Here is a 21,037-nt window from a genome sequence, read left to right as displayed (position 1 = left end):
ACGACCGGGAAGAGGCCTCGATGACCATCGGCACCGGGAACGCGCAGCTCGAACTCGCCCGCGGCGGCGACGCACCCGCCCCACGGACCCTGTTCGACGTCCTGGCGGCGACCGCGGCGACCCACCCGGACGCGACCGCGCTCGAGGACCCCGCCGGCAGCGTCGACTACGCCGCCCTGCTCGACCTCGTGCGCGCGCAGGCCGACGACCTGGCCCGCCGCGGTGTCCGACGGGGCGACCGGGTCGGGGTGCGGATCCCCTCCGGCGGGCGTGACCTGTACCTGTCGATCCTCGCCGTGCTCGCCGCCGGAGCCGCGTACGTGCCGGTCGACGCGGACGACCCCGAGGAGCGCGCCACCCTGGTGTTCGGCGAGGCCGGTGTCGTCGGGGTGATCGGCGCGGGCGGTGTCCTGCGCGACCGCGACGGCACGGAGCTGCCGGTGACGGACCCTACGGCGAGCGCCGAACTCCCCCATGAGACCGACGACGCGTGGATCATCTTCACGTCCGGGTCGACCGGGGTCCCGAAGGGTGTGGCGGTCACCCACCGCAGCGCTGCGGCGTTCGTGGACGCCGAGGCGCGGATGTTCCTGCAGGCGGCGCCGATCGGTCCGGGTGACCGGGTGCTGGCGGGGCTGAGCGTGGCGTTCGACGCGTCGTGCGAGGAGATGTGGTTGGCGTGGGGGCACGGCGCCGCGCTGGTGCCGGCACCCCGGTCGTTGGTGCGGACGGGGGTGGACCTGGGGCCGTGGCTCATCGCGCACACGATCACGGTGGTGTCGACGGTGCCGACGCTGGCGGCGTTGTGGCCCGACGATGCGCTCGAGCAGGTGCGGCTGGTGATCTTCGGTGGTGAGGCGTGCCCCCCGGAGCTGGCGGCGCGCATCGCGAGTCGTGACCGTGAGGTGTGGAACACCTACGGGCCGACCGAGGCGACGGTGGTGGCGTGCGGGTCCCTGCTCGACGGGAGCCAGCCCATCCGGATCGGGCTGCCGCTGGACGGGTGGGACCTGGCCGTGGTGGACGGTGCCGGACAGCGGGTGGAACCGGGCGGCGTCGGTGAGCTCGTGATCGGTGGCGTCGGGCTGGGGCGGTACCTGGACCCGGCGAAGGACGCGGAGAAGTACGCGCCGTTCCCGGAGCTCGGGTGGGAGCGGGCGTACCGGAGCGGGGACCTGGTTCGGTACGAGCCCGAGGGGCTGGTGTTCCAGGGGCGTGCGGACGACCAGGTGAAGCTCGGTGGCCGGCGGATCGAGCTCGGGGAGATCGACGCGGCGCTGCAGGCCCTGGACGACGTGGCGGGTGGTGCCGCGGTGGTGCAGCGGACCCCGGCGGGCAACCAGGTGCTGGTCGGGTACGTGGCTCCGGTGGCCGGGGCGACGGTGGACGTGGCTGCGGCGAACGCCCGGTTGCGGCAGGAGCTGCCGGCGGCGCTGGTGCCGTTGGTGGCCGTGGTGGAGTCGCTGCCGACGCGGACGTCGGGCAAGGTCGACCGTGCGGCGCTGCCGTGGCCGTTGCCGGGTGCCTCGGACGCGGCGATGCTGCCGGACACGGTGGCGTGGATCGCCGAGCGGTGGTCGGCGATCCTCGGGGTGCCGGTGGCGAGCGTCGACGACGACTTCTTCGCGCACGGCGGTGGGTCGCTGACGGCGGCGCAGCTGGTGTCCGCCATCCGGGAGCGGTTCCCGACGACGACGGTGGCCGACGTGTACGACCACCCGCGGATCGGGGCGTTGGCGGCGGCGCTGGACGAGTCCGGCCCGGTCGAGGCGTCGTCGCGTGACGTCACGCCGGTGCCCCCGACGACGGGGTTGCTGATGACGCTGCTCGGGCTGCCGGTGCAGGTGCTCCGGGGGTTGCGGGTGCTGACGTGGACGGCCCTGGTGGCCGCGGTGCTGCACGCGACGACGCTGCCGTTCCTGCCGGTGCTGCCCTGGCCGGTGCTGGTGCTGGCGCTCCTGGTGTTCGTGACGCCGATCGGCAAGATGGCGCTGACGGTGGTGCTCGCGCGGCTGCTGCTCGCCGGGGTCCGGCCGGGGTCGTACCCCCGTGGCGGTTCGGTGCACCTGCGGGTGTGGCTGGCCGAGCGCATCGCCGAGGCGGTCGACGGCCCCTCGACGGCGGGTGCCCCGTGGATCAGCTACTACGCCCGGGCCCTCGGCGCGCGGATCGGCAGGGACGTCGACCTGCACACGCTGCCGCCGGTGACCGGGATGCTCACGATCGGCAAGCGTGCCTCGATCGAGCCCGAGGTCGACCTGGCCGGGCACTGGCTCGACGGCGACGTGTTCCACCTGGGGCACGTCCGCGTCGACGAGGACGCCGTGGTGCGCAGCCGGACGACGCTGCTGCCCGGGGCGCACGTCGGTGCGGGTGCCGAGATCACGGCGGGTTCCGCCGTCGGCGGCCCGGTGCCCGCGGGCGAACGCTGGGCAGGGGCGCCGGCGGAGCGCACCGGGTCGGCTCGTGACGACCGGGAGGCCCGCCCCGCGACCCGACGACGCTGGCTGCTCGCGTACGGGGTCGGGTCCCTGGCCGTGGCCGGGTTGCCGGTGGTCGGTGTCGCGGTCGGCCTGCTGGTCGCCCTCGCCCTGGTCGGGCGGGCGTCGACCCTGGGCGACGCGGTGCTCCGTGCGCTGGTGACGGTCCCCCTGGCGACGGTCGTCGCCGGTGCGGTGTACGCGCTGCTGGTGGTGGTCGCGGTGCGGCTGCTCGGCATCGGCCTGCACGAGGGGCGGCACCCGGTGCGCTCCCGGATCGGCTGGCAGGTGTGGTCGACCGAGCGGGTGCTCGACGCGGCGCGCACCCTGCTGTTCCCGCTGTACGCCTCGCTCGTGACGCCGGTGTGGCTGCGGCTGCTCGGTGCCCGCGTCGGTCGGGACACCGAGATCTCGACGGTGCTGCTCATCCCGGCGTTGACGCAGATCGCGTCGGGGGCGTTCCTGGCCGACGACACGATGGTGGCGACGTACGAGCTCGGCGGCGGTCGGGTGCGGATCGGTCGCTCGAAGGTCGGCCGTCGCGCGTTCCTCGGCAACAGCGGCATGACGGGTGCCGGGCGCTCGGTGCCGCGCGAGGCCCTGGTGGCGGTGCTGTCCGCGGTGCCGAAGAAGGCCAAGCGCGGGTCGTCGTGGCTCGGGTCGCCCCCGGTGCGGCTGCGGCGCGCTGCGACGGAGTTCGACGAGGCGCGCACGTTCCGCCCGTCCAGGCGGCTCAAGGTCGCCCGCGGCTGCTGGGAGCTGCTGCGCCTGGTGGCCCCGATGGTCTCCGCCGCCATCGCGCTCGGCGTGGCCGGAGCACTGCTGGCGCTCTGGTCGGCCGTCGGGATCGGGTGGACGGTGCTGCTCGCCGGACCGGTGCTCATCGCCGCCGGTGCCGTCGCCGCCGTCGTTTCGACGATCGCGAAGTGGGCGTTCGTCGGCCGGATCACCGCCCGGGAGCACCCGCTGTGGTCGTCGTTCGTGTGGCGCAACGAGGTGCAGGACACCTTCGTCGAGACCGTCGCGCGCCCCTGGTTCGCCGAGCAGGCCACCGGCACCCCCGCGCTGGCCGTCTGGCTACGGAGCCTCGGTGCGACGATCGGCCGCGGCACCTGGCTCGAGACGTACTGGCTACCCGAGGCCGACCTGGTCACCATCGGCTCCGGGGCGTCGGTGGCGCGGGGCACGGTCGTGCAGACGCACCTGTTCCACGACCGCGTGATGCAGCTCGACACCGTCCGGATCGACGCGGGTGCGACGCTCGGGCCGCACAGCGTGGTCCTGCCGGCGGCCGGCATCGGTGCCGGGGCGACCGTCGGGCCGTCCTCGCTCGTGATGCGCGGTGAGCAGGTGCCGACCGGCTCCCGCTGGTCCGGCAACCCGATCGCTCCGTGGACATCGGCAGCCCCTTCGGTGACCGCCCCACCGGCGCCATGAGGTTGACTGTCCCCGTGCCCTCCGATCCCGCCGCAGACCCGTACACCCCGCACAGCGGCGACCGACGGTGGAGTGCCGAGCACTACGAGCTCCGTCTCGACTACCGCGTCGCCACGAACCGCCTGGACGGCACCGCCACGATCACCGCGCGCGCCCTCGAGCCGCTCGAGAAGGTCGTGATCGACCTGCACGGGCTCACGGTCGACCGGGTCGACGTCGACGGACGCCGGGCGAAGAAGGTCTCGACCGCGACGCACAAGGTGATGGTCACCCCGGCCGACCCCATCGCCGCCGACACCGTGTTCAGCGTGCACCTGCGGTACCGCGGCACCCCGCACCCCGTCCGGAGTGCGTGGGGGCAGCTGGGCTGGGAGGAACTGTCCGACGGCGTCATCGTCGCCGCCCAGCCCACGGGAGCGCCGTCGTGGTTCCCGTGCAACGACCGCCCCGACGACAAGGCGACCTACCGGATCGAGATCGCGGCCGAGGCGGCGTACGACGTCCTGGCGAACGGGGAGCTGCTCGCCAAGGAGCGCGACCGCGTCGGCACCCGCTGGACCTACGCCACCACCGAGCCGATGGCGACCTACCTGGCGACCGTGCAGATCGGCCGCTACCGCACCACGAAGCTGCGCACGAGCGGGGTCCCCGTCACGCTGCACCACCCCGCCGACCTCGCCGCCGCCGCGAAGACCGACTTCGGCCAGGTGCCGGAGATGCTCGCGCTGTTCGGTGACCGATTCGGTCCGTACCCGTTCGCGGCGTACGGCGTCGTGGTCACCGACGACGACCTGGAGATCCCGCTCGAGGCCCACGGCCTGGCGGTGTTCGGCCGGAACCACGTCGACGGCGAGCACGGCACCGACCGCCTCATCGCCCACGAGCTCGCCCACCAGTGGTTCGGCAACTCCGTCACGGTCACCCGGTGGCAGGACATCTGGCTGCACGAGGGGTTCGCCTGCTACGCCGAGTGGCTCTGGTCCGAGGACCGCGGCGACGACACCGCCGACCAGCTGGCAGAGCGGTACCGGCAGGGACTGCTCGAACAGCCGGAGGACCTGGTCGTCGGTGACCCGGGCGCGAAGGACATGTTCGACGACCGCGTCTACAAGCGCGGCGCCCTTGCCCTGCACGCCGTCCGCCGCACGATCGGCGACGACGCCTTCTTCACCGGGCTGCGGAGCATCACCGAGCGGCACCGGCACGGATCCGTCATCGTGCCCGACGTGCTCCGTGCGTTCGCGGACGCCGCCGGCCGCTCGGTCGCGGACGTCGGTGCGGTGACCGGGCCCTGGATCGACGAGGCGTCGGTGCCGACGCTGCCCGCTGGCTAGCAGGCTCCGACGCCGCGTCGATCAGCAGGCTCCGCCGCCGCGCCGGCCAGCAGGCTCCGCCGCCGCGTCGGCTAGCCAGCCAGCTCGCCGTCCGCCGGGTCGCAGCTGACCTCGGACCACACCGCGTCGAGCGACAGCCCGACCACGCCCGCGACCGACGCGATCGTCGAGAACGCCGGCGTCGCGATCCGACCGGTCTCGATCTTCCGGAGCGTCTCCGGCGAGATCCCCGCGGCCAGGGCGGTGTCCACGATCGACCGCGGACCACGGGCACGACGCAGCAGCGCACCGAGGCGACGACCGCGTGCGACCTCGTCGGGACGGAGTGGGAGACGGACCATGACCACATAGTAATACCGGTATGATCATTGGCGTGATCGAGATCCTGACCCCCGCCGAGGTCGACAAGGGCCGCGCTACCGGAGCCCTCGTCGGCACGATCCTGCAGACCCTGCGCGAACGCACCCGCGTGGGCACGAACCTGCTCGAGATCGACCGGTGGGCGAAGCAGATGATCGAGGCCGCCGGTGCCGACTCCTGCTACGTCGACTACGCACCCTCGTTCGGCCGCGGCCCGTTCGGCCACCACATCTGCACGGCCGTGAACGACGCCGTCCTGCACGGGCTGCCGCACGACCAGGTGCTGCAGGACGGCGACCTGCTGACCCTCGACCTCGCGGTGTCCCTGGACGGCATCGCCGCCGACGCCGCGATCAGCTTCGTCGTCGGTACCGCACGCCCCGAGGACCTCGCACTCATCGACGCCACCGAACGCGCGCTGGCCGCGGGCATCGCCGCCGCCGGACCGGGCGCCCGCATCGGTGACCTGTCCCACGCGATCGGCACCGTGCTCGAAGCCGCGGGCTACCCGGTGAACGTCGAGTTCGGCGGGCACGGCATCGGCTCGACCATGCACCAGGACCCGCACGTGTCGAACACCGGGCGCCCCGGTCGCGGCTACACGCTCCGGCCCGGGCTCCTGCTCGCGCTCGAACCGTGGGTGATGGCGGACACCGACGTCCTGGTCACCGACCCCGACGGGTGGACCCTCCGGAGTGCCACGGGAGCGCGGACCGCCCACACCGAGCACACCATCGCGATCACCCAGGACGGCGCCGAGGTGCTCACGCTCCCCCGCTGACCGCCCCTACGACCTCGACGTGCAGGCCACCCGCCGCCACCACGAGCACCACATCTGGCGCGGGGTACAGCACGGTGAGCGGTTGTTCGGCACCCTCCAACCGGGCGGTACCGGCGGCCACGTCGACCTCCACCGCGAGCGGGTCGACGCGCAGCCCGCGTCCGTCGCGTTTCAGCACGGCCTCCTTCGCCGCCCACGCCGTGGCGAGGAGCGCCGGATCCCCGTCGGCTCGACGGAGTTCGTCCGAGGTGAACGCATCGAGCGGCGCGGCAGCGACCCGCGACACCCGTTCGACGTCGACACCGAGTGCCGACGGCCCGACCGCGAGGGCGACGACGCCCGGTGCGCGCGACAGGCTCACGCCGACCGTGACTCCCGCGACGGTCGCCCACGGACGACCGTGGTCGGTCCCCGCGCAGTGCGGGCAGACGCGCCCCGCGCGCACCGCGACCGGCTCGGCGCCGGTCGCCGACGCGACGGCGGCGACCAGGGCCTCCCGATCGTCCGCGCGGTCAGCAGCCGGCGTCCGGAGCGTCACCGTGACGGTCTGGAGGCGCGACCCACCGACCGGGGCAGCGCCCGTCGGTCGTGTGGTCGCGCCCAGAGCGGATCAGGCGTGCGTCAGCGCGATGAGCGCGACGTTCATGGTGCTGTACTGCCCCTCGGAGCGGGTCGCCTGGCGAACTCGTCCGCGCAGGACCTCGTAACGGCCATCGTGCTCGCGCACGAAACCGATCACACCCGTCGCCGGAGTCGACACCCGGTGGTAGCCGTCCTCGAGCGGGACGACCTCGGTGCTCGTGGTGCGTTCCATCGTTCTTCCCCTTCCGTTCATCCTCGAACAGTGGCGCCAGCATACCCCGGTACGGGGGACAAGACGTCCACAGGAAGCACGGTCCGGAGCGTTCCCCCAGAGTCTGGCGGTGCCCCTGCGTGGCCTGGATAGACTCCGGGCGACAGCGCACTCGTGGCGCGGTCCGGTGCGGTGCCACGGGGTACCGGCCGGCGACGGACGGAGGACGGATGCGAGCGGTCCAGCACGGATCGGGCACGGACGGATCGAGCGGGCACAGGGGGACAACGCGGCTGTGGAGCCGTGTGACGGCCGCCCTCGTCGCGATGCTGATCGTCCTGGCTCCGGCAGCGACCGCCCACGCCACGGCGCCCGTCGATCTGGGCGGCGCGTACGTCCTCGACGAGGCCGACGCGCTGACCGCATCCCAGCAGTCGAAGGTCGAGCAGGCCGTGCAGGACCTGTACGCCGAGACGCAGACGCAGCTGTACGTCGTGTTCGTGCCGTCCTTCACCGACCCCACCGACCACACCGAGTGGGGCCGCGCCGTACTCGATCAGAACCAGATCGACAGCGACGGCATCCTGCTCTCGGTCGCGGTCACGGAGCGCAACTACGACGTCCACCAGACGAACGAGACCGCCATCTCGGAGTCCGACGTGCAGAACGCCGTCGACGATTCGCTGCTGCCCCGGCTCAAGCAGGATGACTGGTCCGGCGCCGCCGTGGCCTTCGCCGACGGGCTGACCCAGTCGCAGGCCCCGGTCGACCTCACTTGGCTCTGGATCCTGCTGCTCGTCGTGGTCGTCGGACTCATCGTCGTCGTCCTGGTCATCCGGACCCGCAACAAGCGCCGCACCGCCGCAGCCACCGAGGCGCAGGAAGCCTCGCTCGCCGACCTCGAACGCACCGCCGGCGGCGCCCTGGTCACCATCGACGACGAACTCCGCACCGCCGAGCAAGAGGTCGGGTTCGCGAGCGCGCAGTTCGGCCCCGACGCCGCCAAGCCCTTCGCCGACGCCGTGCAGGCCGCCCAGCGCGAGGTCCGCAAGGCCTTCACGATCCGGCAGCAGCTCGACGACGAGATCCCCGACACCCCGCAGCAGCGCGCCGAGTGGGCGAACCAGATCATCGTGATCTGCGAACGTGCGCACGCCGCGATCGAGGAGCAGACCGAGGCGTTCGACCAGCTCCGCTCGCTCGAGGACGGCATCGAGGACGCCGCGGCATCGCTCGCCCAGGCCGTGGCCGCCGCGCCGGCATCGGTCGGGGCCGCCGCCGCTGCGCTCGACCGCGTCCGCGCGCGCTACACCGGCCGCACCCTCGCCACCGTGGCGAACAACGTCGACCAGGCCCACCAGGTGCTCGCCTTCGCCACCGAACGCTCGAACGCCGCCACCGCCTCCATCGCCGCCGGCGACAAGGGCGAGGCGGTCGTGGCCGTGCGCGACGCCCAGCACGCGCTCGCCCAGGTGCAGCAGCTCACCGACGGAGCACTCGCCGCCGAGCAGTCCTTCGACGAGGCCACCGCCCGCGCCGAGGCGATGCGCATCGACATCCAGGGCGACGTCGCCGCCGCCCGCAGCCTGCGCTCGGGCGGGCCGGACCTCGCCGCAGCGGTCACCCGCGCCGAGGCCGTGCTCCGCCAGGGGCTCGACCCGAAGGACCCTGTGGCGGCCGTCGACGCGCTGACACGGGCGAACACCGAGATCGACCAGGCCATCGCCACGGCACGGGGTGCCGAAGAACGGCGCCAGCGGGCCACCCAGGCGCTCGACGCCGCCCTGCGCGACGCCCGGAACCGGATCAGCCAGGCCCGCGATTACGTCTCCCTGCACCGCGGCGGCATCGGCCCGACCGCCCGGACCCGGCTGTCCGAGGCCCAGCGCGCCTACGACGACGCCGTCGAACTCGCCCCGAACAACCCCGGCCAGGCACTCAACGCCGCCCGCGCGGCCGAGCAGTACGCGGCCGCCGCGATGGACGCCGCCAACGACGACCTCGGCGGCTGGGGCGGCGGCCAGGGCGGTGGCGGCGGCGGCGCCCAGCTCGGCGGCCTCGTCACCGGACTCGTCCTCGGCGGCCTGCTCGGCGGACGCGGCGGCAGCTACGGCGGCGGCTTCTCCGGCGGCGGCCGCTTCTGACCCGACGCACTCCCCCGTCACCCAGAACCAGACACGACCCGACAACACCGTCCACAGGACTTCCACGAAAGGGAACAGCAATGGCCAAGCAGACCATCTTCGGACGCATCTCCACCCTCGTGCGCGCGAACATCAACCAGATCATCGACGACGCCGAGGACCCGCAGAAGATGCTGGACCAGCTCGTCCGCGACTACACGAACAACATCGCCGACGCGAAGACCGCGATCGCGCAGACCATCGGCAACGTGCGCCTGCTCGAGCAGGACCACGAAGAGGACAAGAAGGCCGCGGTCGAGTGGGGCCAGAAGGCTGCCAACGCCTCCACCGCAGCCGACAAGTACCGCTCCGAGGGCAAGTCGGCCGAGGCGGACAAGTTCGACAACCTCGCCAAGATCGCCATCGGCAAGCAGATCGCCGCCGAGCAGGAGGTCAAGGACGCGGAGCCGAACCTGGCGTCGCAGAACGAGGCCGTCGAGAAGCTCAAGACCGGTCTCGCCGGCATGGAGCAGAAGCTCGAGCAGCTCCGCGCGAAGCGGGACAACCTCGTCGCCCGCTCGAAGACCGCCGAGGCGCAGTCCCGCGTCAACGACGCCCTCGGCAACATCGACGTGCTCGACCCGACGAGCGACCTCGGCCGCTTCGAGGAGAAGGTCCGCCGCGAAGAGGCGAAGGTGCTCGGCCAGCAGGAGCTGCAGTCGTCGAGCCTCGACGCACAGTTCGAGAGCCTCGAGGACGTCGGCAAGGACGCCGAGGTCGAGGCACGGCTCGCCGCGCTGAAGTCCGGCGGATCCTCGAGCATCTGACGAACGCCCTGACGACGCCGGACCCCAGCTGACAGACTGAGACGATGCACTTCCTCGTGGTCGGTCAGTGGCAGGGTTCGGCGTCGTCGCGCGCGATGCGCCTCGGGGACGGTGCGTCGGCGATCGCGGCCGACCTCCCCCGGGCGTCCACCACCGTGATCGACGTCCCGGCCGGAGCGGGTGACCGCCTCGAGACCGCCGTCGCCCGCTACACCTCGGTGCTCGCCGTCGCCGAACGCGTCGCCGAGGAAACAGCCGTCGCCACCGAACCGGTGCTCGTCGTCGGCGGTGACGGCGCCAGTGTCCTCGGCGCGACCGCCGCCCTCGCACCGGACACCGCGTTCGTCCGCATCTCCGGGTCCAGCGGGTACCGCGCGCTCAACCGGGCACAGCCCGTCGCCGCCGAGACCGCCGCCCTGCGCCTGCTGGTCGACCGCCCTGACGACCTGTTCCCCGGCCTGCCGGTCGTCCCCGCTTCGTCGGTCGTCGTCGCCGGGGTCCGCGGGGTCGAGGACGCCGAACGGGCCGCCCTCGACAAGGCCGGGATCGTGCACCTCGACGTCGACGCCGCCACCCCGGACGCCCTCACCGCAGCGGTCGAGCGGACCGGTGCCGCATCGGTCTTCGTGCACGTCGACCTCGACGTCCTCGACCCGTCCGAGGTCGACGGACTCCTCGAACCCGTCCCGTTCGGCCTCGACGGCGCAGCGCTCGTCGAGCGCATCCAGGCCGCGACCCGCGGCCGGCGCCTCGTCGGCGCCGCGCTCACCGGATTCGCCCCCGTCGACCCGGACCGGGCGGTGGACGACCTCGGCGTGATCCTGCGAGTCGTCGGAGCGGTGACCAGCGCCTCCCGGGTGGGCTGACCACGGGCACGACGCGACCGGCGGACCCCCTGCCGGTCCGCGTACGCTCGGCAGTATGACGGACTACGACCTCATCGTGATCGGAGCCGGCGCTGTCGGCGAGAACGTGGCGGACTACGCCAGGAAGCGCGACCTGTCGGTCGCGATCGTGGAGGCCGAGCTCGTCGGCGGCGAGTGCTCCTACTGGGCGTGCATGCCCTCGAAGGCCCTCCTGCGCAGCGGACACGCCCTCGCCGCCGCCAAGCGGCTCGACGGTGCGAAGCAGGCCGTGACCGGCACGCTCGACGCCGCCCACGTGCTCGCCCGCCGCAACTCGTTCACCTCCGACTGGAAGGACGACAGCCAGGTCTCGTGGCTCGAGTCCGCCGGCATCGACCTGATCCGCGGGCACGCCCGCATCACCGGCCCGAAGACCATCGACGTGGACGGCGAGACGCACACCGCGCGCGCCGCCGTCGCGGTCGTCACCGGCTCCCTGCACACGCTGCCCCCGGTGCCCGGTCTCGCCGAGGCGAAGCCGTGGGGCACTCGCGAGGGCACCAGCGCCCAGCAGGTCCCCGAGAGCCTGCTCGTCATCGGCGGCGGCGTCTCCGGCTCGGAGCTCGCGACCGCGTGGGCCTCCCTCGGCGCGAAGGTCACCCTCGTCGCCCGGCACGGTCTGCTCGGCGGCATGGAGCCCTTCGCCGGGGAACTCGTCGCCGACTCCCTGCGCGAACTCGGTGTCGACGTCCGCACCGGCGTCAACCCGGTCCGGGTCGACCGCGACGAGCACGGTCTCGTCACCGCGGAGCTCGACGACGGCACCACGGTCATCACGAGCGAGGTGCTCGCCGCCACCGGCCGCGCCGCACACACGCGTGACCTCGGGCTCGAGACCGTCGGCCTGACCGCGGGCGACTGGCTCGACGTCGACGACACCATGCTCGTGCACGGCACCGACTGGCTGTACGCCGTGGGTGACGTCAACCACCGCGTCCTGCTCACGCACCAGGGCAAGTACCAGGCGCGTGCCGCCGGCGAGGCGATCGCGGCCCGGTACCAGGGCACGCCGCTGCACACCGAGCCGTGGGGTGCCCACGTCGCCACCGCCGACCACGCCGCCTCGCCGCAGGTCACCTTCACCGACCCCGAGGTCGCGAGCGTCGGACTGACCGAGGCGAAGGCCCGTGAGCAGGGGCTGAACGTCCGCGCGGTCGAGTACGACCTCGGTGCGATCGCCGGGTCCTCGCTGCAGGCCGACGGTTACACGGGCCGCGCGAAGATGGTCGTCGACGAGGACCGCAGGGTCGTCGTGGGCGTCACGTTCGTCGGCCAGGACGTCGCCGAGATGCTGCACGGTGCCACCGTCGCCGTCGTGGGCGAGGTCCCGATCGACCGCCTGTGGCACGCGGTGCCGGCCTACCCGACGATGAACGAGATCTGGCTCCGCCTGCTCGAGACGTACGGCCGCCCGGCCTGAGCGTGCGCAACCCGCTGCTCGACTCCCCCGTGTCCCGCGCGGGGTGGGTCTTCGCGACCGCCGTCGGGCTCGCCGTGGGCGTCCCCCTGTCGACCGGGCGGATCCGGGTGGAGGACGGCCTCGTGGTCTGCACGGGGCTGCCGCGCTGGGTCTTCCGGCGCGGCGGCACCTGCGTCGGTTCGGTGTACCTGACCCGCGACAACGACGGCCCGCGGGTGCTCCGGCACGAGCGGGTGCACGTCGAGCAGTGGCGCCGGTACGGGATGCTCATGCCGCTGCTCTACGCCGTGGCCGGGCGGGATCCCCTGCGGAACCGGTTCGAGGTCGAGGCCGGCCTGGAGGACGGCGGCTACCGCTGACGGGTGCGCGTGCGGGGCGGGTGCGGCGCGGGCGGCGCGGGCGGCGCGGGCGTGCTGCGGTCGCACGACACGCCGCGTGCGCGACGTCGTGGTCGCGCGAACGGTCGCCCCGACGCCGGTCCGGCGGCGGTTCGTACGACCTCGGCGCGGCGCCCGCCGGTCGCAACACCCCGCCTACCCCGCGGCGAGCGGTCGCAGACCGTCGCCTGCGGCGCCGCCAGCCGACGGTTCGTGACCACTCGGCGCCCCACCGACGACGAGTCGTGACCGCTCGGCGGCGGCACGTGACCGAAGTCGCGGGACACGCCGCGTGCGCATCGTCGTGGTCGCGCGAACCGTCGTCCGGACGCCGGGCAGGCGGCAGATCGTGCGACCTCGGCCCGGCCCGGCCCCAGCCGGCCCGTGGGTCAGGCCGCGCGCCGCCGCGGCACCACGAGCGGAGTGCCGGTCTCGGGGTCGGGGACGACGACGCACGGCAGGCCGAAGACGTCCTCAACGAGGTCCGCGGTGAGCACCGACGACGGCTCCCCCGCCGAGACGATCGCCCCGTCGCGCATCGCGATGACGTGGGTGGCGTAGCGCGCGGCCTGGTTCAGGTCGTGCAGCACCGCGACGACCGTGCGACCGGCGGCGTGCAGCGTGGAGGCCAGTTCGAGCACGTCGTACTGGTGCGCGATGTCGAGGAACGTCGTCGGCTCGTCGAGCAGCATGATGTCGGTCTGCTGCGCGAGCACCATCGCGATCCACACCCGCTGCCGCTGCCCGCCGGAGAGCTCGTCGACGCTCCGGTCGGCCAGTTCCACCGTCGACGTCTGCTCGAGTGCGGCCTGCACCGCCTGCCGGTCCGACCCGGACGACGGGTGCAGCAGGTCCTGGTGCGGGAACCGGCCCCGGGACACCAGGTCACGCACGGTGATGCCGTCGGGGGCGATCGGGGTCTGCGGGAGCATCCCGACGCGCCGGGCGACGGCCTTCGGGCGGTACGAGTCGATCGGCGCCCCGTCGAGGAAGACCGTGCCGGCTCGTGGCTTCAGGGTGCGGGCGAAGGACTTCAGCAGCGTCGACTTGCCGCAGGCGTTCGGCCCGACGATGACCGTGAGTTCGCCGTCGGGGATGTCGACGTCGAGCGTGTCCACCACGACCCGGTCGTCGTAGGCCAGGGTCAGCCCACGGGCCCCCAGCGCGGTGGTCGGGACCGGACCGAGCGCGGTGCCCGAGGTCGGCATCAGTGCTCGGCCTTGCCGTGCCGCCAGTAGCCCATGAACGCGACCTGCTTGCGGTCGATGCCGACGCCGCGCACCAGGTGGCGGCGGAGTTCCTTGACGCAGCCGGCCTCGCCCGCGATCCACGCGTAGACGGGGCGCTCGTCGACCGGGGCGGGGACGTCCCACAGCACCTGCTCGTCGACGTCGACGTCGGTGAGCTCGGCGGCCGGCTCGCACGCGGCGGCGGACGGCGCGACGGTGGAGGCCCAGGCGTGCACCTGGTCGGTCATCCGGACCCCGTGGGTGGCGCCGTTGCGGGCGATCCAGCGGACCTCGACCCCGGCGGGCGCGGTGACCGGCAGCCGGTCGGCGTCGGTGGGCACCTCGATGAAGACGTGGCCGACGGTCGAGACGTCGAGGGCTTCGAGGATGGCGCAGATGGCGGGTGCGGCGGTCTCGTCCCCGGCGAGCAGGATCCGGTTCGCGTGCCCGGGAGCGAACTCGGCGGCCCCGGTCGGCAGGTCCTCCGGCGACTCGGGGACCCGCGGCCCGACGATGCGCAGCTCGTCACCGACGCGGCAGGCCGACACCCAGCGCGACGCCGGACCGGTGTCGCCGTGCGCGACGAAGTCGATGTCGAGCTCGCGGGCGTCCGGCCGGAACGAGCGGACCGTGTACGTGCGGAGCGGGTTGCGGGCGTCGTCCGGCAGCGCGCGCCAGGCGGCGTACCAATCCTCGTCCTCCGGCAGTTCGGAGAAGCCGACGCCGGGCAGGGGCAGCACGATCTTGATCCGCTGGTCGAGACCGACCGAGGAGAAGTCGGCGAGCGCGTCGCCCGTCAGCGTGACCCGGACGAAGTTCGGGGTGAGCGACGTGACGGCGGCCACACGGACGGAGAAGACGCGATACCGGGTTGCCACGGAATCGAGTATGGCATGCCTTACCTCACGTCTCCAGGCCCCCGGAACGGTGCGAGGATCGTCCCCGTGTCCGAAGCCCCCGACGACGAATTCGCCGACCTGCCCGCCCTCGCCAGCGCGAGCGGCGTGACCACGCCGCTCCGTGCCTCCAGGCAGGTGGTCCGCACCGCGGACGGGCAGGAGACCTCCGCGATCCGGTGGGGCGACGACGGCCAGGAGGCCCGGATCACCTACCTGCACGGGCTCGGCATCGACGCCCACAGCTTCGACACCACGGCACTCGCCGTGGGCGAGCCGGCGGTCGCCCTCGACCTGCCCGGCCACGGCCGGTCGTCGTGGCGGGAGGACGCCGACTACGCGGCGGCCGCGACGGCGCCGAGCGTGCTCGCCGCGCTCGACGCGCTCGCGGTGCCGCCGGGGATCGTCGTCGGGCACTCGCTCGGTGCCATCCTGTCCGCTCGGCTCGCGGCCACCGCGCCGGAGCGGGTCACCGGGCTCGTGCTCGTCGACATGTCGCCGGACTTCGCGCAGCGTGCGGTCGACCGGATCGCCCGCGCGCTCGAGGCCGAGGAGCCGTTCGAGTCGCTCGAGCAGGTCGTCGACCGGGCGATCGAGGCGCGGGTCGGCGACGACCGGCAGGTGCTGCTGCGCGAGGCCCGGCACACGACGGCCCTCGGTGCGGACGGGCGACTCGTGCGCCGTCACCACTTCCCGCACCTGCCCGCCGGGCGGACGTCGTCGGTGGGGCGCTTCGCCGATGCGTGGCCGGACCTCGAGGCCCTGCGCGTGCCGATCCTGCTCGTCCGGGGTGACCGCGGGTACGTCTCCCCGAAGCTGCACGCCGGGTTCGCCGAACGCCTGCCGGACGCCGAGATCGTGACGGTGACCTCGCGGCACGCGGTGCAGAACCAGGCACCCCTCGAACTGGCTTCGGCGATCCGGGCATGGGCGGAGCGGCACGGATTGTTGCACCCGATCGAAGAACCGTCGCCGGACGGCACCAGCCGCCGGTACCCTCGTGCGAGCGCGAGGCCCGATCCCAGCCCTCGTGCCCGGAAGGAACCCACCACCCCATGAGTCCGCTCCTGCCCCGTCGCACCGCGCGCACCTCGCGCATCGGGCGCGCTGCCCTCGCCGCCACCGCCGTCGCCGTCGTCTCCGCCCTGGCGCTGACCGGCTGCTCCGGCTCGTCCGACACCACCGGCGGCAAGGACGCCACGGTGCGCGTCGGGCTGGTGCTCGAGCCGACGAGTCTCGACATCCGCACCCAGTCCGGGGCGGCGCTCGACCAGGTGCTCATCGACAACGTGTACCAGGGGCTCGTCGGCCGGACCGCCGACGGCGAGATCCGTGACGTGCTGGCCTCATCGCACGAGGTGTCGAAGGACGGCCTGACCTACACGTTCACGCTGCGGGACGGCACGACGTTCCAGGACGGCAAGCCGGTCACCGCGGCCGACGTCGTGTGGTCGCTCGAGCAGGTCAAGTCGAACGACTCGTACGTCGACTCGGCCAAGCTCGCGGGCGTCACGTCGATCACCTCGCCGTCGGACGACTCCGTCGTGCTGCAACTGGCGAAGCCGGACTCCGACCTGCTCTGGAACCTGACCGGCCGCTCGGGCCTGGTGCTCGAGAAGGCCGCGGACAACGACCTGTCCGACAGCGCGAACGGCACCGGTCCGTTCGAGGTCGCGAGCTGGAAGCAGGGCGACTCGCTCACCTTCGACCGCAACGAGGACTACTGGGGCACGAAGGCGAAGGTCGCGAAGATCGTCTTCCGGTACATCACGGACCCGTCGACCGCCGTCAACGCGATGGCGAACGGTGACCTCGACGTCCTGAACCCCGTTGACGGCACGCTGCAGAGCCAGCTGCAGGGCAACGCCGACATCGCGCTGCACAGCGGCAAGACGACCGACAAGTACACGCTGGCGTTCAACGACCGCAAGGAACCGTTCACCGACGAGCGCGTGCGCCGTGCCATCCGGCAGGCGATCGACGCGAAGGCGCTCATCAAAGCGATCGGCGGCACGGGCGTGGAGCAGGGCGGCCCGATCCCGGAGCTCGACCCCGGCTACGAGGACCTGACCGACATCGACGCGTACGACCCCGCGAACGCGAAGAAGCTCCTTGCCGCCGCCGGCCAGCAGGACCTGAAGCTGACGCTCACCTACGCGAACATCTACCCGACCACGATCGGCGACGTGCTGAAGTCGCAGCTCGCCGACGTCGGGATCACCCTGACGGTCAAGCGCGTCGACTTCGCCACCTGGCTGTCCTCGGTGTTCCAGGCACCGAAGTCCGGCGAGCGGGACTTCGACCTGTCGATGGTCGACCACGTCGAGGCCCGTGACTTCGGCAACTGGGCGAACCCGGACTACTACTTCGGCTACGACAACCCGAAGGTGCAGGCCCTCTACGCCCAGTCGATCGCGGCGACCGACGAGGCCACGAAGACCGAGGCGCTCCGGAAGGCGGCACGCATCGTCAGCGAGGACGCGGCCGGCGAGTGGCTCTACACGGCGACCGAGATCACCGCGGTGCGCTCCGGCGTGACGGGCTTCCCGGTCGACGGCGGCAACTCGCGCCTCGACCTGGCGAAGCTCGCGGTCAAGTGACCCGGAGCGACCGCGGCGGGGTGTCCGTCCCCGTAGCATCGGTGTCGTGACCCGGTTCCTCATCGGGCGGGTGCTCCTGCTCGTCGTCGGCCTGCTCGTGGCGAGCGTCATCATCTTCGCCACGCTCCGCGTGCTGCCCGGTGACGTCGCCCAGGTCGTCGCCGGCACGCAGTCGACCCCCGCGCAGGTGGAGCAGCTCCGGCAGCAGCTCGGACTCGACCGGCCCGTCGTGGTGCAGTACCTCGACTGGATCGGTGGGGTGTTCCGCGGTGACCTCGGCCGCTCGCTGGTGACGAACGGTGCCGTCGCACCGGAGATCGCGCAGAAGCTCGCGATCACCCTGCCGCTCGCCGCGATGTCCCTGGCGACCGCGCTGGTGATCGGCGTCCCGCTCGGCGTTGTCGCCGCGGTGCTCCGTCGCCGCCCGGGCGGTGCGGTGATCGGGTTCGCGGCGCAGGCGGTCGCCGCCGTGCCCGTCGTGTGGGCCGGCATGCTCCTGGTCGCCCTGTTCGCGGTGACGCTGCACTGGCTGCCGACGCAGGGCTTCCCGCTCGACGGCTGGTCGGAACCCGGGCGAGCGTTCGCGTCGCTCGTGCTGCCCGCGCTGACGATCGGTGCCGTCGAGGGCGCCGTGATCCTCCGGTTCACCCGGTCCGCCACGCTCTCCGTCCTCGATGCCGACCACCTGCGCACCGCCGCCGCCGTCGGGCTCACCCGCACGCAGGCGCTGCTCCGCCACGGTCTGCCGAGCGTCGCCCTCACGGTGCTCGCCGTGCTCGGCGTCCAGATCGCCGGGCTGCTCGTCGGTGCCGTCGTCGTCGAGCAGCTGTTCTCCCTGCCCGGGGTCGGTCGGATGCTCGTGACCGACGTCGGCCGCCGCGACATCACGAAGGTGCAGTCGGAACTGCTCGTGCTCACCGGACTCGTGCTGCTCGTCGGGTTCGCCGTCGACGTCGTGCACCGCACCCTCGACCCCCGACAGCGCGAGGTGCAGGGATGATCCGCCGTCTGGTGTCCCGACCGACCGGGGTCTTCGCCGTCGTCGTGCTCGGCCTGCTGCTCGTGCTCGCCGCCGTGTCGCTCGTCTGGACGCCGCAGAACCCGTTCCGCGCCGATCCGTTCCACCAGTGGGAGGGCCCGAGCGCCGCGCACTGGTTCGGCACCGACGCCGCCGGCCGCGACATCGCGAGCTACCTGCTCGCCGGCACCCGCACCACCGTGCTCGTCGCCGTCGGCTCCGGGGTGATCGCGAGCGTCGTCGGCATCGTCCTCACCGCGATCGGTTCGCTCACCGCCCGCTGGGTGCGCGAGGGCACCGCGGTCCTGCTCGACATCCTGGTGGCGTTCCCGACCCTGCTCACCGCGATGCTCCTGACCGCGGTGTTCGGCGGATCGCTCGGCGTGGTGATCGTCAGCGTCGGGCTCTCCTTCGGCGTGACGATCGCCCGCGTGGCCCGCGGCGAGATCCGGCGGATCGCCCGGAGCGACTACGTGACCGCGGCCCGGGCGTCCGGCGTCGGCGGTGCCGGGGTGCTCTTCCGTCACCTGGTGCCGAACGCGGCGCCGCTGTTCACCGTGCAGCTGTCGCTCGCGATGGCCACGGCCGTGCTCGCCGAGGCCGGGCTGTCCTACCTGGGCTACGGCGCCGGATCGGACACCGCGTCCTGGGGCAGCCTGCTGTCCGACCTGCAGACCTACATCGGGGTCCACCCCTGGAGTGCGACCTGGCCGGGAGCCGCCATCGCCCTCGTCGTCGCGGCACTGTCGTTGCTCGGCGACGCCGTGCGTGACGCCTCGGACCCGCGGCTGACGACGAGCGACCGGAGCGCCGACCCGGCGACGACCACGCCGGGGGTGACCGCATGACCGACCACGCAGCCGGCCCCGCCCACGCCACCGCAGCCTCCGGGCTCGAGGTGCGCGGGTTGTCGGTCCGCATCACGGGGCGGACGATCCTCGACGACGTCACCTTCACCGTGCCTCCCGGCCATCGCGTCGGCGTGATCGGCGCGAGCGGATCCGGCAAGTCGATGACCTCGCTCGCCCTGATGGGCCTGGAGCCCACCGGTGCCGTCGTGACCGGCAGCGTCCGCCTGGACGGCACCGAACTCGTCGGCCTGCCCGACCGCGAGCGCGCGCGCCACCGTGGGTCGGGCATCGCGATGGTGTTCCAGGAGCCGGGCACCGCGCTCGACCCGCTGCGCCGCGTGGGCGCGCAGATCGCGGAGCCGCTCCGGCTGCACCGCGGGCTCGACCGGCGTGCGGCCCGCGCGGCAGCCGTCGACCTGGCGGCGTCCGTGGGCCTGCCCGACCCGGAGTCGCTGCTGCGGCAGTACCCGCACCAGCTCTCCGGCGGGCAGCGGCAGCGGATCTGCATCGCGATGGCGATGGCGGGCGAGCCGTCGTACCTGGTGGCCGACGAGCCGACCACGGCGCTCGACGTCACCACCGAGGCCCGCATCCTCGACCTGTTCGAGCACCTGCCGGCGGGCATGGTGTTCGTCACCCACGACCTCGCCGTGCTCGCGCGCATCGCCGACACCGCAGTGGTGCTGGACGCCGGCCGAGTGGTCGAGCAGGGCCGCGTCGCGGACCTGCTCGCCGCACCGCAGCACCCCGCCACCGCTGCGCTCGTCGACGCCGCTCGCGCCACCGCCAGGAGGACCGCCCCGTGACCCTCCCCGTCCTCGAGGCCACCGGTCTCCACCGCACCTACCGACTCCCCCGCCGCGGCCCGTTCGAGCCCGGGCCGGTCCGCACCGCCGTCGACGGTGTCGACCTGACGGTCGCCCCCGGCGCACGGCTCGGCATCGTCGGCGAATCGGGATCCGGCAAGTCCACGCTGGTCCGGCTGCTCGCCGGCCTGGAGGCCCCTTCCGCCGGCGCCGTCGCCGCCTCCGGCCGTCCGGTGGTCGCGTCCCGGTCCGCGCGTGCGTTGCGCTGGTTCCGTCGCGAGACCGGGGTGGTGTTCCAGGACCCGTACGCGTCCCTCGACCCGCGGATGCGCGTCGGCGCGATCGTCGCCGAGCCGCTGCGGGCCCTGCAGGTCCCGGGGTCGCACGACGACCTGGCCCGTGCCGTGCTGAAGCGCGTCGACCTGCCCGCCGACACGGTCGACCGGTACCCGCACGAGTTCTCCGGCGGGCAGCGGCAGCGGATCGCGATCGCCCGGGCCGTGGTGCACTCGCCGCGGATCCTGTTCGGCGACGAGCCGATGAGTGCCCTCGACGTGGTCGTCCGTGCCCGGGTGATCGAGCTGTTCCGGTCGCTCGCCGACGACCTCGGGCTGACGCTCGTGCTGGTGTCGCACGACATCGGCGTCGTGCAGCGGCTGTGCGACACGGTCGCGGTGATGTCCGACGGACGCATCGTCGAGCACGGGCCGGTGTCGCTCCTCGATGCGCCGCAGCACCCGGTGACGCGGGCGTTGGTGGCGGCGGCGCCGACGCTGCCGTAGGCGGGGGGGGCCGGGCGG

At 73.3% G+C, this 21,037-nt stretch carries 19 protein-coding genes; 14 read left to right on the top strand and 5 right to left on the bottom strand.

Features of this window, described 5'->3' with window-relative positions; all coding sequences use genetic code 11:
• Positions 1 to 20 precede the first annotated feature (20 nt).
• Positions 21 to 3,917, top strand: a complete 3,897-nt coding sequence (locus DEJ01_RS15710) for a Pls/PosA family non-ribosomal peptide synthetase (protein WP_111093531.1) — start codon at positions 21 to 23, stop codon at positions 3,915 to 3,917.
• Positions 3,918 to 3,931: 14 nt separating this feature from the next.
• Positions 3,932 to 5,251 carry a M1 family metallopeptidase gene (locus DEJ01_RS15705; RefSeq protein ID WP_258375735.1) on the top strand — a complete coding sequence of 440 codons (1,320 nt, stop codon included), beginning with the start codon at positions 3,932 to 3,934 and terminating at the stop codon, positions 5,249 to 5,251.
• A 71-nt stretch (positions 5,252 to 5,322) separates the two neighbouring features.
• Here DEJ01_RS15705 and DEJ01_RS15700 read toward each other — a convergent pair whose 3' ends face one another.
• A complete protein-coding gene (locus DEJ01_RS15700) occupies positions 5,323 to 5,592 on the bottom strand; it encodes a helix-turn-helix domain-containing protein (RefSeq protein WP_027465796.1) in 270 nt (89 codons plus the stop codon).
• 32 nt (positions 5,593 to 5,624) lie between these two features.
• On the opposite strand from DEJ01_RS15700, the gene map reads away from it, so the two are divergent.
• A complete protein-coding gene (gene map / locus DEJ01_RS15695; RefSeq protein ID WP_111093541.1) occupies positions 5,625 to 6,392 on the top strand; it encodes a type I methionyl aminopeptidase in 768 nt (255 codons plus the stop codon).
• On the opposite strand, the gene DEJ01_RS15690 is transcribed toward map, so the two are convergent.
• Together DEJ01_RS15690 and DEJ01_RS15685 are read right to left on the bottom strand one after the other, a co-directional pair.
• Positions 6,376 to 6,930 carry a 4'-phosphopantetheinyl transferase superfamily protein gene (locus DEJ01_RS15690; protein WP_181438477.1) on the bottom strand — a complete coding sequence of 185 codons (555 nt, stop codon included), beginning with the start codon at positions 6,928 to 6,930 and terminating at the stop codon, positions 6,376 to 6,378. The two genes, map and DEJ01_RS15690, sit on opposite strands and share 17 nt — an antisense overlap.
• Positions 6,931 to 7,002: 72 nt before the next feature.
• Entirely contained in the window at positions 7,003 to 7,206 is a 204-nt protein-coding gene (locus tag DEJ01_RS15685) for a hypothetical protein (protein ID WP_017885770.1), read from the bottom strand.
• A gap of 284 nt (positions 7,207 to 7,490) precedes the next feature.
• Here DEJ01_RS15685 and DEJ01_RS15680 point away from each other — a divergent pair, with 284 nt between their 5' ends.
• The 5 genes from DEJ01_RS15680 to DEJ01_RS15660 all read left to right on the top strand — a co-directional run bounded on the left by DEJ01_RS15680 (position 7,491) and on the right by DEJ01_RS15660 (position 12,819).
• The gene (locus tag DEJ01_RS15680) at positions 7,491 to 9,329 is read left to right on the top strand and encodes a TPM domain-containing protein (protein ID WP_181438476.1); all 1,839 of its coding nucleotides are present in this window, start codon (positions 7,491 to 7,493) and stop codon (positions 9,327 to 9,329) included.
• A gap of 80 nt (positions 9,330 to 9,409) precedes the next feature.
• Positions 9,410 to 10,135 (top strand): PspA/IM30 family protein, encoded by a 726-nt coding sequence (locus tag DEJ01_RS15675; protein ID WP_017885772.1) that lies wholly within the window; start codon positions 9,410 to 9,412, stop codon positions 10,133 to 10,135.
• 44 nt (positions 10,136 to 10,179) lie between these two features.
• Positions 10,180 to 11,001: an arginase family protein gene (locus DEJ01_RS15670; protein ID WP_111093527.1), complete on the top strand. Its 822-nt coding sequence runs from the start codon at positions 10,180 to 10,182 to the stop codon at positions 10,999 to 11,001.
• A 55-nt stretch (positions 11,002 to 11,056) separates the two neighbouring features.
• Complete coding sequence (locus tag DEJ01_RS15665) at positions 11,057 to 12,460, top strand: NAD(P)/FAD-dependent oxidoreductase (protein WP_111093526.1); 1,404 nt, start codon at positions 11,057 to 11,059, stop codon at positions 12,458 to 12,460.
• Positions 12,461 to 12,462: 2 nt separating this feature from the next.
• Positions 12,463 to 12,819, top strand: coding sequence for a Fe-S oxidoreductase (locus DEJ01_RS15660; protein WP_175330772.1), 357 nt, complete (start codon positions 12,463 to 12,465; stop codon positions 12,817 to 12,819).
• A 407-nt stretch (positions 12,820 to 13,226) separates the two neighbouring features.
• Here the strand turns inward: DEJ01_RS15660 and DEJ01_RS15655 are convergent, their stop codons facing one another.
• Positions 13,227 to 14,045: an ABC transporter ATP-binding protein gene (locus DEJ01_RS15655; protein WP_111093525.1), complete on the bottom strand. Its 819-nt coding sequence runs from the start codon at positions 14,043 to 14,045 to the stop codon at positions 13,227 to 13,229.
• On the bottom strand, positions 14,045 to 14,944 hold the full coding sequence (locus DEJ01_RS15650; protein ID WP_258375734.1) for a siderophore-interacting protein: 900 nt from the start codon (positions 14,942 to 14,944) through the stop codon (positions 14,045 to 14,047). Before DEJ01_RS15650 ends, DEJ01_RS15655 begins: the two co-directional genes overlap by 1 nt.
• Before the next feature lie 66 nt (positions 14,945 to 15,010).
• Here DEJ01_RS15650 and DEJ01_RS15645 point away from each other — a divergent pair, with 66 nt between their 5' ends.
• From DEJ01_RS15645 to DEJ01_RS15620, 6 genes are read left to right on the top strand one after another with little or no spacing between them, the layout of a single operon-like run.
• On the top strand, positions 15,011 to 16,021 hold the full coding sequence (locus tag DEJ01_RS15645; protein WP_163343553.1) for an alpha/beta fold hydrolase: 1,011 nt from the start codon (positions 15,011 to 15,013) through the stop codon (positions 16,019 to 16,021).
• Positions 16,018 to 17,562, top strand: a complete 1,545-nt coding sequence (locus DEJ01_RS15640; RefSeq protein ID WP_111093524.1) for an ABC transporter substrate-binding protein — start codon at positions 16,018 to 16,020, stop codon at positions 17,560 to 17,562. The genes DEJ01_RS15645 and DEJ01_RS15640 overlap by 4 nt, the downstream gene beginning before the upstream one ends.
• Before the next feature lie 46 nt (positions 17,563 to 17,608).
• On the top strand, positions 17,609 to 18,562 hold the full coding sequence (locus tag DEJ01_RS15635) for an ABC transporter permease (protein WP_071404591.1): 954 nt from the start codon (positions 17,609 to 17,611) through the stop codon (positions 18,560 to 18,562).
• Positions 18,559 to 19,428, top strand: coding sequence for an ABC transporter permease (locus DEJ01_RS15630; protein WP_111029215.1), 870 nt, complete (start codon positions 18,559 to 18,561; stop codon positions 19,426 to 19,428). The genes DEJ01_RS15635 and DEJ01_RS15630 overlap by 4 nt, the downstream gene beginning before the upstream one ends.
• Positions 19,425 to 20,237 carry an ABC transporter ATP-binding protein gene (locus tag DEJ01_RS15625; protein WP_111093523.1) on the top strand — a complete coding sequence of 271 codons (813 nt, stop codon included), beginning with the start codon at positions 19,425 to 19,427 and terminating at the stop codon, positions 20,235 to 20,237. The genes DEJ01_RS15630 and DEJ01_RS15625 overlap by 4 nt, the downstream gene beginning before the upstream one ends.
• Positions 20,234 to 21,019 (top strand): ABC transporter ATP-binding protein, encoded by a 786-nt coding sequence (locus DEJ01_RS15620; RefSeq protein ID WP_111093522.1) that lies wholly within the window; start codon positions 20,234 to 20,236, stop codon positions 21,017 to 21,019. Before DEJ01_RS15625 ends, DEJ01_RS15620 begins: the two co-directional genes overlap by 4 nt.
• Positions 21,020 to 21,037 lie beyond the last annotated feature (18 nt).

Source organism: Curtobacterium sp. MCLR17_040 (assembly GCF_003234735.1).
Classification (GTDB): Bacteria; Actinomycetota; Actinomycetes; order Actinomycetales; family Microbacteriaceae; genus Curtobacterium; species Curtobacterium flaccumfaciens.
The sequence above is the reverse complement of the archived record's forward strand: the minus strand, read 5'-3'. Positions and strand labels throughout refer to the sequence as shown.

What these genes read in the sequence shown, in the direction of transcription:
- DEJ01_RS15710 (WP_111093531.1), top strand. Translation starts at nt 21, where the DNA reads ATGACCATCGGCACCGGGAACGCGCAGCTCGAACTCGCCCGCGGCGGC.
- DEJ01_RS15700 (WP_027465796.1), bottom strand. Translation starts at nt 5,592, where the DNA reads ATGGTCCGTCTCCCACTCCGTCCCGACGAGGTCGCACGCGGTCGTCGC.
- DEJ01_RS15685 (WP_017885770.1), bottom strand. Translation starts at nt 7,206, where the DNA reads ATGGAACGCACCACGAGCACCGAGGTCGTCCCGCTCGAGGACGGCTAC.
- DEJ01_RS15675 (WP_017885772.1), top strand. Translation starts at nt 9,410, where the DNA reads ATGGCCAAGCAGACCATCTTCGGACGCATCTCCACCCTCGTGCGCGCG.
- DEJ01_RS15670 (WP_111093527.1), top strand. Translation starts at nt 10,180, where the DNA reads ATGCACTTCCTCGTGGTCGGTCAGTGGCAGGGTTCGGCGTCGTCGCGC.
- DEJ01_RS15665 (WP_111093526.1), top strand. Translation starts at nt 11,057, where the DNA reads ATGACGGACTACGACCTCATCGTGATCGGAGCCGGCGCTGTCGGCGAG.
- DEJ01_RS15655 (WP_111093525.1), bottom strand. Translation starts at nt 14,045, where the DNA reads ATGCCGACCTCGGGCACCGCGCTCGGTCCGGTCCCGACCACCGCGCTG.
- DEJ01_RS15640 (WP_111093524.1), top strand. Translation starts at nt 16,018, where the DNA reads ATGAGTCCGCTCCTGCCCCGTCGCACCGCGCGCACCTCGCGCATCGGG.
- DEJ01_RS15630 (WP_111029215.1), top strand. Translation starts at nt 18,559, where the DNA reads ATGATCCGCCGTCTGGTGTCCCGACCGACCGGGGTCTTCGCCGTCGTC.
- DEJ01_RS15625 (WP_111093523.1), top strand. Translation starts at nt 19,425, where the DNA reads ATGACCGACCACGCAGCCGGCCCCGCCCACGCCACCGCAGCCTCCGGG.